Here is a 16,388-nt window from a genome sequence, read left to right on the forward strand (position 1 = left end):
GGCTCCTTGCAGGCAAACGGGTGCGGTGAGCTGAGGCTACAGGGCCCCTGCGGCCCGCCGGCACCCGGATCACCCCACCGGCCGGGCCCCCGCTAGCGGGGCTGGGCCGCCTCTTCCGACTGGGCCGCCCAGCGCGCCTTCGCCTCGTCGATCCTGCGGCCGAAGTGGATCGACGCCCACCACAGGCCCGCGAAGACCGCACCCAGGAAGAACATGATCGGCACGACGAATCCGCTCGCGATGAGCGCGATCTGCAGCGCCCAGCCGAGCTGGAGGCCGCCCGGCCGGGTGATCATGCCGCACAGCAGCACGCTGAGGGCCATGAGCACCCCGCACACCGTCCACACCGTGCCCAGCGCCAGGCCGTCGTCCTTCATCGCCACCAGACCGGCGAAGCCGATCACGAAGAACTCGCCGATCAGCGTGGACGCGCAGAGCGTACGCATCGAATCCTCAGCCCTTCCCCAGCAGCAGCCGGGCCTCGCCGACCGTGATCACGGAGCCCGTCACCAGGACACCCGCACCCGAGAACTCGCTCTCCTCCTCGGCGAGCGTGATCGCCTCCTCCAGCGCGTCGTCCAGCCGCGGCTCGACCACCACGCGCTCGTCGCCGAAGACCTCGACGGCGATCGCGGCCAGCTCGTCGGCGTCCATCGCGCGATGGCTGGAGTTCTGCGTGACCACGACCTCCGCGAAGATCGGCTCGAACGCCTCCAGCAGGCCCCGCACGTCCTTGTCGCCGCTCGTGCCCACGACACCGATCAGGCGCGAGAAACCGAACGCCTCGCTGATGCCCTCGGCGGTCGCCTGCGCCCCGGCCGGGTTGTGCGCGGCGTCCAGCACCACGGTCGGGCTGCGCCGCACCACCTCCAGGCGGCCCGGCGAGGCCACCGAGGCGAACGCCCGCCGGATGGTCTCCATGTCCAGCGTGCGCCCCTGCGCGCTCACCCCGAAGAACGCCTCCACCGCGGCCAGCGCGACCGCCGCGTTGTGCGCCTGGTGGGCGCCGTACAGCGGGAGGAAGATCTCCTCGTACTCGCCGCCGAGACCGCGCAGCGTCAGCAGCTGCCCGCCGACCGCCACCTCGCGCGAGACGACACCGAACTCCAGTCCCTCGCGGGCCACCGTCGCGTCGGCCTCGACGGCCTTCTTCAGCATCACCTGCGCGGCGTCCACCGGCTGCTGCGCCAGGACGACGGTCGCGCCCTCCTTGATGATCCCGGCCTTCTCGCCGGCGATCTCGGCGGGCGTCGAGCCGAGCCGGTCCGTGTGGTCCAGCGAGATGGGCGTGACCACGGCGACGGAGCCGTCGATCACGTTCGTCGCGTCCCAGCTGCCGCCCATGCCGACCTCGACGACCGCCACGTCCACCGGCGCGTCCGCGAAGGCGGCGTACGCCATTCCGGTGAGGACCTCGAAGAAGGAGAGCCGGTAGTCCTGCTGGGCGTCGACCATCTCGACGTACGGCTTGATGTCCCGGTACGTCTCCACGAAGCGCTCGTGGCTGATCGGCGCGCCGTCCAGGCTGATCCGCTCGGTGATCGACTGCACGTGCGGCGAGGTGTACCGCCCGGTGCGCAGGTCGAACGCGGCGAGCAGCGCCTCGATCATCCGTGCGGTGGAGGTCTTGCCGTTGGTGCCGGTGATGTGGATCGAGGGGTACGAGCGCTGCGGCTCGCCCAGCACGTCCATCAGGGCGGCGATCCGCGCCACCGAGGGCTCCAGCTTGGTCTCGCCCCACCGGGTGGCGAGCTCCTGCTCCACCTCCCGCAGCGCCTGGTCGACCTCCGGGTCGGTGGGCCGCGCGGGCACGGTGTCGGCCTGGGGAGGTCCGGCCTGGGCGCGCAGCGTACGGCTGCCGGCCTCGATCACCGCCAGGTCGGGGTCTCGGTCGGTCTCGGCCTCGACGATCTCGTCGAAGTCATCGCTGGAGGGGGGCTGCTCACTCACGCCGTCCAGTCTACGGAGCGGCCCCGGAACCTTTCGGTTCCGGGGCCGTTACCGCGGTGCGCTACGCCTGCGGCAGGTTCCGGAGCTGGGCGGTGATGCGGGTGATGTCCTCGTCCGCCTGGGCCAGCCGTGTGCGGATCTTGTCGACGACCTGGTCCGGCGCCTTGGCGAGGAAGGCCTCGTTGCCGAGCTTGGCCGTGGCCTGCGCCTTCTCCTTCTCGGCCGCGGCGAGGTCCTTGGCGAGGCGCTTGCGCTCCGCCTCGACGTCGATCGCGCCGGAGAGGTCGAGCGCGACCGTGGCCCCGGCGACCGGGAGGGTCGCGGTGGGCTGGAAGGACTCGCCCTCGGGCTGGAGGCGCAGGAGCTGGCGGATGGCCGGCTCGTGCGGTGCCAGCGCCGTGCCGGCCAGCTCCAGACGGGCCGGGACCTTCTGTCCCGCCTGCAGGCCCTGGTCGTTGCGGAAGCGGCGGACCTCGGTGACGACCCGCTGGACGAGCTCGATCTCGCGCTCGGCGGCCTCGTCACGGAAGCCGGAGTCGGCCGGCCAGTCGGCGATGACGACCGACTCGCGGCCGGTGAGCGTGGTCCACAGCGTCTCGGTGACGAACGGGACGACGGGGTGCAGCAGCCGCAGCATGACGTCCAGGACCTCGCCGAGCACCCGGGCGGAGACCTTGGCAGGCTCCCCGCCCGCGAAGAACGTGGTCTTGGACAGCTCGACGTACCAGTCGAAGACCTCGTCCCACGCGAAGTGGTAGAGGGTGTCGGACAGCTTGGAGAACTGGTAGTCCTCGTAGAACGCGTCGACCTCGGCGACCGTCGTGTTGAGGCGGGAGAGGATCCACCGGTCGGTGGCCGACATCTCCGACGGGTCGGGCAGCGGGCCCTCCACCGTCGCGCCGTTCATCAGCGCGAAGCGGGTGGCGTTCCAGATCTTGTTGGCGAAGTTGCGGGACGCCTGGACCCAGTCCTCGCCGATCGGGACGTCGATGCCCGGGTTGGCGCCGCGCGCGAGGGTGAAGCGGAGCGCGTCGGAGCCGTACTTGTCCATCCAGTCCAGCGGGTTGACCGCGTTGCCGAAGGACTTCGACATCTTCTTGCCGTTCTGGTCACGGACCATGCCGTGCAGGGCGATGGTGTGGAACGGCGGCGTGCCGTCCATCGCGTACAGGCCGAACATCATCATCCGGGCGACCCAGAAGAAGAGGATGTCGTAGCCGGTGACGAGGACGGAGTTCGGGTAGAACTTCGCGAGGCTGTCGGTCCGCTCCGGCCAGCCGAGCGTGGAGAACGGCCACAGGCCGGACGAGAACCAGGTGTCGAGGACGTCGGTGTCCTGGTGCCAGCCCTCGCCGGACGGCGGCTGCTCGTCGGGACCGACACAGACGACCTCGCCGTTCGGGCCGTACCAGACCGGGATGCGGTGGCCCCACCACAGCTGGCGCGAGATGCACCAGTCGTGGAGGTTGTCGACCCAGTCGAAGTACCGCTTCTCCATGTCCTGCGGGTGGATCTTGACGCTGCCGTCGCGGACCGCGTCACCGGCGGCCTTGGCGAGCGGGCCGACCTTGACCCACCACTGCATGGACAGCCGCGGCTCGATGGTGGTCTTGCAGCGCGAGCAGTGGCCGACGGAGTGGACGTACGGACGCTTCTCGGCGACGATCCGGCCCTCGGCGCGCAGGGCGCCGACGATGGCGGAGCGGGCTTCGAGCCGGTCCAGGCCCTGGAACGGGCCGTGGGCGGTGATGACCGCGTGCTCGTCCATGACGGCGATCGCCGGCAGGCCGTGGCGCTGGCCGATCTCGAAGTCGTTCGGGTCGTGCGCCGGGGTCACCTTGACGGCGCCGGTGCCGAACTCGGGGTCGACGTGCTCGTCGGCGACGACCGGGATGCGGCGGCCGGTGAGCGGCAGCTCGATCTCGGTGCCGACGAGGTGCCGGTAGCGCTCGTCGTCGGGGTGGACCGCGACGGCGGTGTCACCGAGCATCGTCTCGGCGCGGGTGGTGGCGACGACGATGGAGTTCTCGCCCTCGCCGTACCGGATGGAGACGAGTTCGCCGTCGTCGTCCTGGTACTCCACCTCGATGTCGGAGATGGCGGTCAGGCAGCGCGGGCACCAGTTGATGATGCGCTCGGCGCGGTAGATGAGCTCGTCGTCGTAGAGCTTCTTGAAGATGGTCTGGACGGCCTTCGACAGGCCCTCGTCCATCGTGAACCGCTCGCGCGACCAGGCGACGCCGTCGCCCAGGCGCCGCATCTGGCCGGAGATCTGGCCGCCGGACTCCGCCTTCCACTGCCAGACGCGCTCGACGAACGCCTCCCGGCCCAGGTCGTGGCGGGACTTGCCCTCCTTGGCGAGCTCGCGCTCCACGACGTTCTGGGTCGCGATGCCGGCGTGGTCCATGCCGGGCTGCCACAGCGTCTCGTAACCCTGCATGCGCTTGCGGCGGGTCAGGGCGTCGATCAGCGTGTGCTCGAAGGCGTGGCCCAGGTGGAGGCTGCCGGTGACGTTCGGCGGCGGGATGACGATGGTGTACGCCGGCTTGTCGCTGTGCTCGTCGGCGTCGAAGTAACCGCGCTCCACCCAGCGCTCGTACAGCGGCCCCTCTACCTCGGCCGGCGCGTAGGTGGTCGGCAGTTCGGGGAGGGACGCTGGCTGCTGCTGAGTGTTCTCGGTCACGGGCCACAGTTTAGAGGTGTCACAGCCCCGTACTGAAACGGGAATGTTCCGTAACGGTGTGGACCCCGCCGTGCGACCAGAACGCTCTTTCGGCCAGGATGTGAGAAACGCATAAGCATGGTGGAGGGGGAACCCCTTAATGAGCTACAACCAGCCGGGCCCGTACGGCGGGCAGCCTCAGCAGCCGGGACCGTACGGTCAGCCGGGTCCTTACGGCCAGCAGCCGCAGGCCCCGCAGCCCGGCTACGGCTATCCGCAGCAGCCCCCGGCGCCGCAGCCGGGCTACGGGTACCCGCAGCAGCAGCCGCAGGCGCAGGCTCCGTACGGCCAGCAGCCGCAGGCCCCGTACGGCCAGCCCCCGCAGCAGCCCCCCTACGGCGCGGGCCCCGGCGCCTACCCGCCGCCCCCGCCGCCGGCCTCGGGCGGTGGCAAGAAGACGGGCATCATCATCGGCTCGGTGGCCGTGGTGGCGGCGATCGCCGTCGGCGCGTACTTCGTCTTCGGCGGCAGCGGCAACGCCGCGGTGGCGGACGACACCAAGGGTTACAAGGTGACGCCCGCCGAAGCGATCGACGGCTACAAGAAGAGCGGCCCCGACAAGCCGATCGAGATGGACGACAAGATGAAGGCGAACGCCACCGCCATGGGGATCAGCAACCCCCAGATGGTGTCCGCCAGCTACAGGGAGGGCGGCTCCACCACCGACCCCGCGCAGGCGATGGCGGGCCGCAACATGAGCCTCAATGGGACCTGGGGCGAGATCGCCGACCCGGAGAAGGCCATCGACATGGGCTTCGCGAACTACACGAAGAACCAGAAGATGACGGAGGACGAGGCCTTCAAGATGGAGCCCGTCGGCAGCCCGGAGGAGAAGACTCCCGACGGCTTCGAGGGCGCCCTGATGAAGTGCCAGTTCATCAAGTTCGTGAATCCGGCCGGGGACGGGACGCCGAAGAACGGCCCCAAGGAGTTCACGATCCCGACCTGCATCTGGGCGGATTACAGCACTTACGGCGTGGTCAACACGATGGACCTGGCCAAGGCGATGACCGGTCAGGCCGGCACGCTCGACGAGGCGGCCGCCCTGACGGCGAAGCACTACAAGGCGTCGCGCTCCAAGATCTGACGCACCGGAGCACGCCTCGTGAAAAAAGGGGGCGCCCCGCCGACTCGGTCGGTGGGGCGCCCCCTTCGGGGTCTCGCGGGGTTACGCCGACTTCTCGTGGCGGCCCGGGTCCTTGACGACGCGGGGCACGAGCGTCGGGTTGACGTTGTTGTGCACGACGTCCTCCGTGATGACGACGCGGGCGACGTCCTTGCGGGACGGGACCTCGTACATCACCGACATCAGCACCTCCTCCATGATGGCGCGCAGGCCGCGCGCGCCGGTGCCGCGGAGGATGGCCTGGTCCGCGATGGCCTCCAGGGCCGGGCGGTCGAAGTCCAGTTCCACGCCGTCGAGTTCGAAGAGGCGCTGGTACTGCTTGACCAGGGCGTTGCGCGGCTCGACGAGGATCTTCAGCAGTGCCTCGCGGTCCAGGTTGTGGACCGAGGTGATGACGGGCAGGCGCCCGATGAACTCGGGGATCATGCCGAACTTGACGAGGTCCTCCGGCATGACCTCCTGGAACTGGTCGCTGGCCTCGATCTCGCGCTTGGAGCGGATCGTCGCGCCGAAGCCGATGCCCTTCGCGCCGGCCCGCGACTCGATGATCTTCTCCAGGCCGGCGAAGGCACCGCCCACGATGAACAGGACGTTCGTCGTGTCGATCTGGATGAACTCCTGGTGCGGGTGCTTGCGGCCGCCCTGCGGCGGGACCGAGGCGGTCGTGCCCTCCAGGATCTTCAGGAGCGCCTGCTGGACGCCCTCGCCGGACACATCGCGCGTGATGGACGGGTTTTCGCTCTTACGGGCGACCTTGTCGATCTCGTCGATGTAGATGATGCCCGTCTCGGCCTTCTTGACGTCGTAGTCGGCGGCCTGGATGAGCTTCAGCAGGATGTTCTCGACGTCCTCGCCCACATAGCCCGCCTCCGTGAGCGCCGTCGCGTCCGCGATGGCGAACGGGACGTTGAGCATGCGGGCCAGTGTCTGGGCCAGGAGCGTCTTGCCGGAGCCCGTGGGGCCCAGCAACAGGATGTTGGACTTGGCGAGTTCGATCGCGTCGTCCCGGCCCTGCGCGCCGCCGTTCTCGCCGGCCTGGACGCGCTTGTAGTGGTTGTACACCGCGACGGAGAGGGCCTTCTTCGCGGGCTCCTGCCCGACGACGTACCCCTCCAGGAACTCGTAGATCTCGCGCGGCTTGGGGAGTTCCTCCCACCGCACCTCGGAGGTCTCCGCGAGCTCCTCCTCGATGATCTCGTTGCAGAGGTCGATGCACTCGTCGCAGATGTACACACCGGGGCCTGCGATGAGCTTCTTCACCTGCTTCTGGCTCTTTCCGCAGAACGAGCACTTGAGCAGGTCGCCGCCATCACCGATGCGTGCCACGAGGTGCTTCCCCTTCGCCTGGGAGCGGCTTGGTTCAGCCTGCTCCTGGTGCCTCATATCCGACGGTACCTTGCCGGGCCCCCCGTTCGGGCCCCCCTTGGCACGGTTCGCACGGAGGTGAAGCCGTGCGGGGCCGTGCCAAGGGAAAGGCAGCGCGTCAGGCAGCCGCCGCGGCGGTGCTCTTGCGGGTCGACACGATCTGGTCGACCAGGCCGTACGCCAGGGCGTCCTCGGCCGTCAGGATCTTGTCGCGCTCGATGTCGTCGCGGATCTTCTCGATCGGCTGGGTGGAGTGCTTGGCCAGCATCTCCTCCAGCTGCGTCCGCATGCGCAGGATCTCGTTGGCGGCGATCTCCAGGTCGGAGAGCTGCTCACGGCCGGTGCCGCCGGACGGCTGGTGGATCAGCACACGGGCGTTCGGCAGGGCCATCCGCTTGCCGGGCGTACCGGCGGCGAGCAGCACGGCCGCGGCGGACGCCGCCTGGCCCATGCACACCGTCTGGATGTCCGGCTTCACGAACTGCATCGTGTCGTAGATGGCCGTCAGCGCCGTGAAGGAGCCGCCGGGGCTGTTGATGTAGATGGAGATGTCGCGGTCCGGGTCCATCGACTCCAGGCACAGCAGCTGGGCCATGACGTCGTTGGCGGAGGCGTCGTCGATCTGCACGCCGAGGAAGATCACGCGCTCCTCGAACAGCTTCGCGTACGGGTCGTACTCGCGCACGCCCTGCGAGGTGCGCTCGACGAAGCGCGGGACGACGTACCGGTTGTCCACCTGCGGGCCGGTGTAGAGGCCGCTCGCGGAGAAGTTGCTCATGTGGGTGTTCACCATCCTGGTGACGTTCGGCGGGCTGGGAGGCGGGGGTGCGGGTCGGCTCAGGCGCCGGTGCCGCCACCGCCCGGCACGCCCGCGGCGGCGGACATGATGTCGTCGATCAGGCCGTACTCCTTGGCCTCCTCGGCCGTGAACCAGCGGTCGCGGTCGCCGTCGCGGATGATGGTCTCCACGGACTGGCCGGAGTGGCGCGCGGTGATCTCGGCCATGCGCTTCTTCGTGCGGAGAAGGTACTCGGCCTGGATCTTGATGTCCGAGGCGGTGCCGCCGATGCCGGCGGAGCCCTGGTGCATCAGGATGTCGGTGTTGGGCAGCGCGAAGCGCTTGCCGGCGGTGCCGCCGGTGAGCAGGAACTGGCCCATGGAGGCCGCCATGCCCATACCGATGGTGACCACGTCGTTCGGGATGTACTGCATGGTGTCGTAGATGGCCATGCCGGCCGTCACCGAACCACCCGGGCTGTTGATGTACAGGTAGATGTCCTTGTCCGGGTCGGCGGCAAGGAGCAGCATCTGCGAGGTGATCTTGTTGGCGATCTCGTCGTCGACCTGCTGGCCGAGGAAGATGATCCGCTCGCCGAGCAGCCGGTTGTAGACATGGTCGCCGAGGCCGCCACCGATGGACGGCTCACCCGCGGCGTAAGGCTTCAGATTCGTCACGTATCCACCTGCTCGTCTCTGACGGCTCCGGCGGCCGTCTCAGCGTCTTCGTAACCGGGGCGGGTAACTGCCCTGGGCGGGTACTCCCCTGCCCTCGTATTCATGGACCCTAACGCGCAGGTGGGACAACACCATCCCGCTTCCCGAACTGTTCGCTGGGAGCGCAAGGTCCGGTGCCGGTGGCCGGCGCATCCGGCCGTACGGCGACGGGCCCGGCCGCACACGGGGTGCGGGCGGGCCCGTCGGAGGGTTCAGCGCGGGGCTCAGGCCTCGGACTTGTCCTCGGACGCCTCGGTGGCGGCCTCGGCGGCGTCGGCGGCCTCCGCGGCCTCGTCCTCGTCGTCGTCCAGCTCGACCGGCTCACCGTTGGTGTCGACGACCTTGGCGGCCTCGACGACGACCGCGAGCGCCTTGCCGCGGGCGACCTCGCCGACGAGCATCGGCACCTGGCCGCCCTCGACGACGGCCTTGGCGAACTGGTCGGGGCTCATGCCGGAGGAGGCGGCACGCCGCATGAGGTGCTCGGTGAGCTCCTCCTGGTTGACGTTGAGCTTCTCCTGCGAGACCAGCTCGTCGAGGATGAACTGGGTCTTGATGCCCTTGACCGCCTGCTCGCGCGTCTCGGCGTCGAACTCCTCGGCGGTCTTGCCCTGGAGCTCCAGGTACTTGTCGAGGGTCAGGCCCATCTGGCCGAGCTGGTGGTGCTCGAGGTTGTGCTTGCGGGTGTTGACCTCGTCCTCGAGGAGCTTCTCGGGGATCGGGACCTCGGCCAGCTTCAGCAGCTCGTCCAGGACGCGCTCCTGGGCCTGGGTGGCCTGGTCGAACTGCTTCATGTTCTCGAGGCGCTTGCGGCTGTCGGCCTTCAGCTCGTCGAGGGTGTCGAACTCGGACGCCATCTGGGCGAAGTCGTCGTCGAGCTCGGGGAGCTCACGGGCGGCGACCTGGGTGACCTTGACGGTGACCTCGGCCTCCTTGCCCTCGGCGGAGCCGCCCTTCAGCGTGGAGGTGAAGGTGGCCTCGCCACCGGCCTCCAGGCCGGTCACGGCCTCGTCGATGCCGTCGAGGAGCTCGCCGGAGCCGATCGTGTACGACACGCCGTTGGCGACGCCGTCCGGGAGGACCTCGCCGTCGACCTTGGCCTCGAGGTCGATCGTCACGACGTCGCCCTCGGCGGCGGCGCGCTCCACCGGGGAGGTGGAGGCGAAGCGCTCGCGCAGCTGCTCCACGGACTTCTCGACGTCCTCGTCGGTGACCTCGACGGCGTCGACGGTGACCTCGATGCCCGAGTAGTCCGGGATCTCGATGGCCGGGCGGATGTCGACCTCGGCGGTGAAGGCCAGCAGCTCGCCGTCCTTCAGCTCGGTGATGTCCACGTCGGGCTGGCCCAGCACGTTGAGCTCGGCCTCGTTGACCGCCTCGGTGTAGAGCTTCGGAAGGGCGTCGTTGACGGCCTCCTCCAGCACCGCACCACGGCCGAACCGCTGGTCGATCACCCGGGCCGGGATCTTGCCCTTGCGGAAGCCCTTGACCGTGACCTGCTGGTTGATCTTCTTGTACGCCGCGTCGAGGCTGGCCTTGAGCTCCTCGAAGGGCACCTCGACAGTGAGCCGAACCCGAGTCGGGTTCAGGGTCTCCACGGCGCTCTTCACGGTTCGGTCTCCTTGGTGGCTGATTCTGGGATTCTGCCGGGCGCTCGGTCGGGCGGCCCGGCGGATCGGCCCGGTCTTGAAGACACACGGGCACGCAGCTTGCATAGTAACCGCAAGCGGGATGAGGCCCACAATGTGATCTTGGTTGCGCGGCGGCCGCCGGGAGCGGGGAGCGCGCGTATTTGGTCGGGGTGGCGGGATTTGAACCCACGGCCTTCCGCTCCCAAAGCGGACGCGCTACCAAGCTGCGCCACACCCCGTCGGTGCGACACGTAGGGTACATGGCCGCGGGCGCTGCGTCGGCACCTTTGACGGGCGTGCGGCGACCGGCCCGGACCCGCTACGATGCTCCTCGTGCCGCGGCCCTCGCGACCTGCGGCGCGCTGCATGCGGGCGTAGCTCAATGGTAGAGCCCTAGTCTTCCAAACTAGCTACGCGGGTTCGATTCCCGTCGCCCGCTCCACGGCCTCCGGCCCGCCCCGATGCGCTGCACCGGGGCGGGCCGGAGGCGTTTCGGCGCCCGAGTGCTTCCGTTCCCGCGCACTCGCGTGTACGGCGCACCGGACGTCCGGGCCCCTCACACGCGGTGGGTGACGTCCAGCGAGAAGACGACCTCGCTGACGGCGGAGGCGTACAGCGCGTCCCCGATCAGCAGCGGCGCGGGCAGTGGGTCGCCGTTGGAGGACTGCTCGTCGTCGGCCTGAGGCCGGCGGCTCACCCAGCGCTCCGCCCCCGTCCCCGGGTCCAGGGCGATCACCCGGCCGGAGCCGGAGGTGGCGTAGAGGGTCCCGTCGCGGCCGGCCGCGGGCAGCGAGACGTTCTCCACCGAGGTGATCGCGTCCCACAGCGTGTTGCCCGTGCGGGGTGACACGGCGCGCAGCCGGCCGTTGCCGTACGGCACGTAGAGCCGGTCACCCACCAGCGCGGGGGGTCGGGGGGCGGCCGCGGCCAGCGGGATGCGGCGCAGCGCACGGGTCGTCGGGTGAACGGTGTACAGGGCGGTGTACGAGCCCTCGTCGGCGCCTTCGGTCACGGCCGCGGTCAGGATCAGGGTCCCGTCGAGGACGCCGACGGGCTCGAGGGGCTCCCGGTAGGTGCGGGACCACGTGGCACGGCCGTCGGCGGGGTTCACCTCGGCGACGCGGGTGGCGGGGTACCGGCCGCGAGGCGTGCACACCAGGTGGAGCCGGTCGGCGCCGCCCCAGATGCCGCATTCCTCGGCCGCCGTCTCCAGGGGTGCGGTCCAGCGGGTCCGGCCGTCGGCGAGCCCGATCAGGCGGTAGGTCTTCCAGCCGCGGTCGACGGCGAAGACGCCGGCGCTGGTGAGGACGCCGTGTTCGGCCGGGACGCTCCAGCGCGTGGCGCCGGTCCGCGTGTCGTAGGCGCTCAGATACGGGACGGGGTCGTCGCCGCGGGCCGCGCGTTCACTGTGGGCCACCAGCAGCCCGGCGGTGGTGCCGGCGATCGCGTCACCGGAGGAGCGGGCCGGCGAGACGGCCTCCCGGGCGTCGGAGGGGCGGCTCCAGAGGACCTTCCCGGTGGCCGGATCCAGCCGGACGGCCCGGTGGTCGCCGCCGACGCAGTACAGCGCGGCACGGTCCGTGGCGCAGGAGGCCAGCGAGTTGCTGACGGATCCGGGCTGGGCGAGCGTACGGCGCCAGGCGTGCCATCCGGCCGGCAGGTCGGCGCGCGGCGGCGCGGCGGGTTCGTCGCCGTCGGCGAGCAGCGGGACGCCCGCGGCGGTGAGGAGGCCGGCCAGGAGGGCGCCGCCCGCGGCCAGGGCGGCGCGTCGGCGCCGGCGGGCGCGCGCGGGCTGCCGCGGGCCGGGCTCCGGGGGCGGTGCGGGCGCCGGGAGCTCCGTGCGCAGCCAGGCCAGCAGCTGGTCGGGGGTGGGGCGGTCCTCGGGGGCCTTGGCGAGGCAGCGTTCCACCAGGGGCCGCAGGCCGGCGGGAACGTCCGCGAGGTCGGGCTCGCCCTGGACGACCCGGATGGCGGTCTCGTACGGGCTGTCGCTGTCGAAGGGGCCGCGACCGGTGGCCGCGAAGGCGAGGACCGCGCCGAACGAGAAGGTGTCGGATGCGGGGCCGGCCTCGCGGGGGCGGCTGAGCTGCTCCGGCGACATGAACGGCGGGGTGCCCATGATCCGGCCGGTCTGGGTGAGCGACTCGGAGCCGGCCGCGCGGGAGATGCCGAAGTCGATGACCCGGGGGCCGTCGTCGGCCATCAGCACGTTGGCCGGCTTCAGATCGCGGTGGACGACTCCGGCGTGGTGGATGTCGCGCAGGGCCTCGGCCAGTCCGACAGCCAGCTCGCGCAGGTCGTCCGGGGGGAGCGGCCCCCGGTCGGCGACGCGCTCGCCGAGCGTGGGCGCGGGGATGTAGAGGGCGCCCATCCAGGGCCGTGCGGCGTCGGCGTCGGCGTCCACGACGGGCGCGGTGAACGCGCCGCTGACCCGGCGTGCGGCGGCGACCTCCTGACGGAAGCGGCCGCGGAACTCGGGGTCGTCGGCGTACTGGCTGTGCACGACCTTGACGGCGAGCCGCCGCCCGGAGGCGGAGCGCGCGAGGTAGACGACCCCCATTCCGCCGGACCCGAGCCGCGCCTCCAGCGCGTAGCCGCCGACCTCGGCCGGGTCCCCGGCGTGCAGGACCACCGTCCCCCTCCCCCTGTCCCGGACGGACGCGCTAGAAGCTGATCTGGTTGATGGTGCTCGCTATCGAATTGAGGAAGCGCTGGATGTCGTCGGCCATGCCCGTGGAGGCGAGGAAGAAGCCGAAGAGGGCGGCGACGATCGCGGGTCCGGCTTTGATCGAACCGCTGCGGATCATCACCACGAGGATGATCGCCAACAGCAGCACCACGGACAGTGAAATGGCCACACTGATCACAACCCTCGGTCGGTCTGGTCCGCTTTGCCGGCCCGGGGGTGGGCGGACCCCCGTCCGGCTTATCGTGCCACCAACCTTCCCCCGATCGCGGCCGGGTGACGCATCGTCCGGCGCATCGTCGGCATTTCGATACCGGCATCTCCCCCGGAGTGCGAAAAACGGACTGACCGTTCAGCGTGATGGTTTCGTCACACACACGGAGCGCTCACAGGAAATTCGCACCGCGGAGGGCGGTAATTCATCCAGGGAAACCCGGTGGCAATATGCCCGATTTAAGACGGATTAATGGGGGCATATCGCGCACTTGGTTGCCGTGTCGTCTTCGAATGGACGCGCCTTGGCAGGGGTTTTACGAATACGCGGAGCCGCCACTAAGGTGCCTCAGATGTTCCACGCTCTGCAGGGAAATGAACGGGCCCCGCTCCCCCCGGCCAGGGAACCGGAGGCCCCCGGCACGAGCCGGAAGGCACCGGCCGTCGACAGACCCCCGCGGACGACGGGCACGGCGCGGACCGCGCCGCCGGCCGCGACCGGCGGGGCCCCCGCGGGCCGGGAGGCGTACTTCGACAACGCCAAGTACCTGGCGATCGTGCTGGTGGCCGTGGCACACGCCTGGGAGCCCGTCATGGAGGGCAGCCGGGCGGCCCGGGCGCTCTACATGCTCGTCTACACCTTCCACATGCCGGCCTTCATCCTGATCTCCGGCTACTTCTCCCGCAGCTTCACCGGGCGGCCCCACCAGGTGCGACGGCTGATCACCGGCATCGCCGTGCCGTACGTGGTCTTCGAGGTGGCCTACACGCTCTTCAAGCGCTGGGCGGACGACGACCCCCAGCACCCCTTCAGTCTCACCGACCCGTTCTACCTGACGTGGTTCCTCATCGCGCTGTTCGTCTGGCGGCTGTCCGCACCGGTCTGGCGCACCCTGCGCCACCCGCTGCCCGTCGCCCTGGTGATCGCCTGCCTCGGCTCGCTCACGCCGGGCATCGCCGACGACCTCGACCTCCAGCGCATCCTGCAGTTCCTGCCGTTCTTCGTGCTGGGCCTGTGCATGAAGCCCGAGCACTTCCGGTGGGTGCGCCGGCGCGCGGTGCGGCTGGCGGCGGTGCCATTGGTCGCGGGTGCCGCGCCGTTCACCTACTGGGTCGCCCCGCGGCTGCGGATGAACTGGTTCTACCGCTCCACCAGCGCCCCGGACCTGGGCTTCGCCTGGTGGACCGGGCCGCTGATGACGCTGGGGCTCTTCGGCTGCGCGCTGCTGCTGACGGTGGCGTTCCTCGCCTGGGTGCCCGGGCGCCGGACGTGGTTCACCGTGCTGGGCTCCGGCACCATCTGCGGTTACCTGCTGCACGGCTTCCTGGTGAAGGCCCTCGACTACTGGCACGTCGTCGAGGCGCACCCCTGGCTCACCGGGCCCGCCGGGCTGGTCGCCACGACGGTGGGCGCCGCCGCTGCGGTGACCCTGCTGTGCACGCCTCCCGTGCGGCGGGCCCTGCGCTGCGTGACGGAGCCGGAGATGCGGTGGGCGTTCAGGAAGGAGTGAGGCCCAGCAGGGCCCGCACCCGCGCGTACTTCGCGGTCAACCGGACCCGGGTCGCCTCGTCCAGCACGGCGAGGCGGCCCGGGTCCGCGTTGTGCGCCAGGTCGGCCTCCTTCACCAGGCGGGCACCCGGCACCGCGAGAATGCGGGCGGTGTACGCGGCGAGGTCCTCGCCGGGCCGCTTCGTGAGGGCCAGCACCATGTCCTTGGTCCCCTGCGGCAGCGCCGCCGCCGCGAGCCACTCGGCCGTCAGCCGGTCGTCCTCCACGGCGTCGTGCAGCCATGCGGCGGCGATCTGCTCCTCGCTGCCGCCCCGCTCGCGCACGCCCCGCGCCACCGCCTCGAGGTGCTCGGCGTAGGGGCGCCCCGCCTTGTCGGTCTGGCTGGCGTGGGCCTCCCGGGCGACGGCCTCCACCTGGTCGAGCGTCAGGTACGTCCCGTACGGCATGCGTGCCCCTCCCCAGGGGTGTGTCGTCGATGAGGCCGGGCCGGCGAGTGCCCGGTGTCGCGAGCCCGGCACGACCGGCGCGGCACCCCCTATGCCTCGCGGGTGATCAGCAGCAGGGCCCGGTCGTCGTTCACGTCCTTGGCGCACGCCTCGATCAGGTGCCACGCCGACCCCTCGAAGCCCGAGGCCACGTAGCGGTCGGCCTCGCCCGTCAGCCGGTCGATGCCCTCCGCGATGTCCCGGTCGGCCGCCTCGACCAGGCCGTCCGTGAACAGCATCAGCACGTCGCCGGGGCGCAGCGAGCCCTTGACCGGGTGGAACTCGGCACCGTCGTACACGCCGAGCAGCGGGCCCTCGGCGGCCTTCTCCTCCCAGCGGCCGCTCCCCGCGTGCAGCTGGAGCGCGGGCAGGTGGCCCGCCGACAGCAGCTCGTAGTCGCCGGAGTCCAGGTCGAGCACCAGGTGGATGGAGGTCGCGAAGCCCTCTTGCCAGTCCTGGCGCAGCAGGTATCCGTTGGCGGCCGGGAGGAAGCCGTGCGGCGGCAGCGAGCCGAGCAGCCCGCCGAAGGCGCCCGACAGCAGCAAGGCGCGGGAGCCCGCGTCCATGCCCTTGCCGGACACGTCGGTGAGGACGACCTCCAGGGTGCGGCCTCCGTGGGTGCGGGCCGCGACGACGAAGTCGCCGGAGAAGGACTGGCCGCCGGCGGGGCGCAGCGCCATCTCGTGGTGCCAGCCCTTGGGCAGCTGCGGCAGGGCGCTCTGCACCCGGATGCGTTCGCGCAGGTCGAAGAGCATCGTGCCGCCGCGCCGCCAGGGCACGCCGACGCGGGCCCGGAACTGCGCGAGCAGCAGCCCGAACAGTCCGCACGCGGCGACCACCAGCACCGTGCCGGGGGTGACCCGCGCCGCGCCCTCGGTGTAGGGCCCGAGGACCATCGACTCGACGATCAGCGCCACGGCGGACGCCGCGTACAGGCCGAGCAGGCTCGCGGGGCGCAGCAGCAGGCCGCCCGCCACGATGGGCAGGACGAGCGCCGCGGGCGAGGCCCACACGGGTGTGGCGATGGTGAGCAGGGTGATCGCCGGGATGGTGAGGAGCAGTCCGACGAGGGCGATCCAGTCGGAGCCGTCGCCCCGGAAGTAGTCGACACCGGACTTGCGCAGGGCGATGCGGGCCCGGCGCATCGACTTCCGCATCCGGGCCGGGTACGCGTCCACTCGTGCGCTACGGGCCATTGGCCTGGAC

Annotated in this window: 13 protein-coding genes and 2 tRNA genes; 3 read left to right on the top strand and 12 right to left on the bottom strand. The window is 70.8% G+C overall.

Features of this window, described 5'->3' with window-relative positions:
* Positions 1–92 precede the first annotated feature (92 nt).
* The 3 genes from IH00_RS0106300 to IH00_RS0106310 all read right to left on the bottom strand — a co-directional run bounded on the left by IH00_RS0106300 (position 93) and on the right by IH00_RS0106310 (position 4,633).
* Positions 93–446 carry a DUF4233 domain-containing protein gene (locus tag IH00_RS0106300; RefSeq protein WP_031070464.1) on the bottom strand — a complete coding sequence of 118 codons (354 nt, stop codon included), beginning with the start codon at positions 444–446 and terminating at the stop codon, positions 93–95.
* 7 nt (positions 447–453) lie between these two features.
* Positions 454–1,950 (bottom strand): bifunctional tetrahydrofolate synthase/dihydrofolate synthase, encoded by a 1,497-nt coding sequence (gene folC / locus IH00_RS0106305; protein WP_031070466.1) that lies wholly within the window; start codon positions 1,948–1,950, stop codon positions 454–456.
* A gap of 61 nt (positions 1,951–2,011) precedes the next feature.
* The gene (locus tag IH00_RS0106310) at positions 2,012–4,633 is read right to left on the bottom strand and encodes a valine--tRNA ligase (protein WP_031070468.1); all 2,622 of its coding nucleotides are present in this window, start codon (positions 4,631–4,633) and stop codon (positions 2,012–2,014) included.
* Between the two features lie 139 nt (positions 4,634–4,772).
* Between IH00_RS0106310 and IH00_RS0106315 the strand changes: the two genes are divergently transcribed.
* Complete coding sequence (locus tag IH00_RS0106315; RefSeq protein ID WP_031070470.1) at positions 4,773–5,759, top strand: hypothetical protein; 987 nt, start codon at positions 4,773–4,775, stop codon at positions 5,757–5,759.
* A gap of 81 nt (positions 5,760–5,840) precedes the next feature.
* Here the strand turns inward: IH00_RS0106315 and clpX are convergent, their stop codons facing one another.
* The 5 genes from clpX to IH00_RS0106340 all read right to left on the bottom strand — a co-directional run bounded on the left by clpX (position 5,841) and on the right by IH00_RS0106340 (position 10,527).
* Positions 5,841–7,124: an ATP-dependent Clp protease ATP-binding subunit ClpX gene (gene clpX, locus IH00_RS0106320; protein WP_031070473.1), complete on the bottom strand. Its 1,284-nt coding sequence runs from the start codon at positions 7,122–7,124 to the stop codon at positions 5,841–5,843.
* Positions 7,125–7,281: 157 nt separating this feature from the next.
* Positions 7,282–7,956 (bottom strand): ATP-dependent Clp protease proteolytic subunit, encoded by a 675-nt coding sequence (locus tag IH00_RS0106325; protein WP_031070475.1) that lies wholly within the window; start codon positions 7,954–7,956, stop codon positions 7,282–7,284.
* A 44-nt stretch (positions 7,957–8,000) separates the two neighbouring features.
* Entirely contained in the window at positions 8,001–8,618 is a 618-nt protein-coding gene (locus tag IH00_RS0106330) for an ATP-dependent Clp protease proteolytic subunit (RefSeq protein ID WP_031070477.1), read from the bottom strand.
* Between the two features lie 263 nt (positions 8,619–8,881).
* Positions 8,882–10,267 (bottom strand): trigger factor, encoded by a 1,386-nt coding sequence (gene tig / locus IH00_RS0106335; RefSeq protein WP_031070480.1) that lies wholly within the window; start codon positions 10,265–10,267, stop codon positions 8,882–8,884.
* A gap of 183 nt (positions 10,268–10,450) precedes the next feature.
* Positions 10,451–10,527 (bottom strand) — tRNA-Pro (locus IH00_RS0106340).
* A 129-nt stretch (positions 10,528–10,656) separates the two neighbouring features.
* Between IH00_RS0106340 and IH00_RS0106345 the strand changes: the two genes are divergently transcribed.
* Positions 10,657–10,730 (top strand) — tRNA-Gly (locus tag IH00_RS0106345).
* Positions 10,731–10,844: 114 nt separating this feature from the next.
* Here IH00_RS0106345 and IH00_RS0106350 read toward each other — a convergent pair.
* Positions 10,845–12,920 (bottom strand): protein kinase domain-containing protein, encoded by a 2,076-nt coding sequence (locus tag IH00_RS0106350; protein WP_031070482.1) that lies wholly within the window; start codon positions 12,918–12,920, stop codon positions 10,845–10,847.
* Between the two features lie 31 nt (positions 12,921–12,951).
* Positions 12,952–13,146, bottom strand: a complete 195-nt coding sequence (locus tag IH00_RS0106355; protein ID WP_052411211.1) for a hypothetical protein — start codon at positions 13,144–13,146, stop codon at positions 12,952–12,954.
* 394 nt (positions 13,147–13,540) lie between these two features.
* On the opposite strand from IH00_RS0106355, the gene IH00_RS0106360 reads away from it, so the two are divergent.
* Positions 13,541–14,698 (top strand): acyltransferase family protein, encoded by a 1,158-nt coding sequence (locus IH00_RS0106360; protein WP_031070487.1) that lies wholly within the window; start codon positions 13,541–13,543, stop codon positions 14,696–14,698.
* On the opposite strand, the gene IH00_RS0106365 is transcribed toward IH00_RS0106360, so the two are convergent.
* Positions 14,685–15,143 (bottom strand): HD domain-containing protein, encoded by a 459-nt coding sequence (locus IH00_RS0106365; protein WP_031070489.1) that lies wholly within the window; start codon positions 15,141–15,143, stop codon positions 14,685–14,687. The two genes, IH00_RS0106360 and IH00_RS0106365, sit on opposite strands and share 14 nt — an antisense overlap.
* Before the next feature lie 89 nt (positions 15,144–15,232).
* On the bottom strand, positions 15,233–16,378 hold the full coding sequence (locus tag IH00_RS0106370; protein WP_031070492.1) for a PP2C family protein-serine/threonine phosphatase: 1,146 nt from the start codon (positions 16,376–16,378) through the stop codon (positions 15,233–15,235).
* Positions 16,379–16,388 lie beyond the last annotated feature (10 nt).

This window comes from Streptomyces sp. NRRL S-118 (genome assembly GCF_000716335.1).
GTDB lineage: Bacteria > Actinomycetota > Actinomycetes > Streptomycetales > Streptomycetaceae > Streptomyces.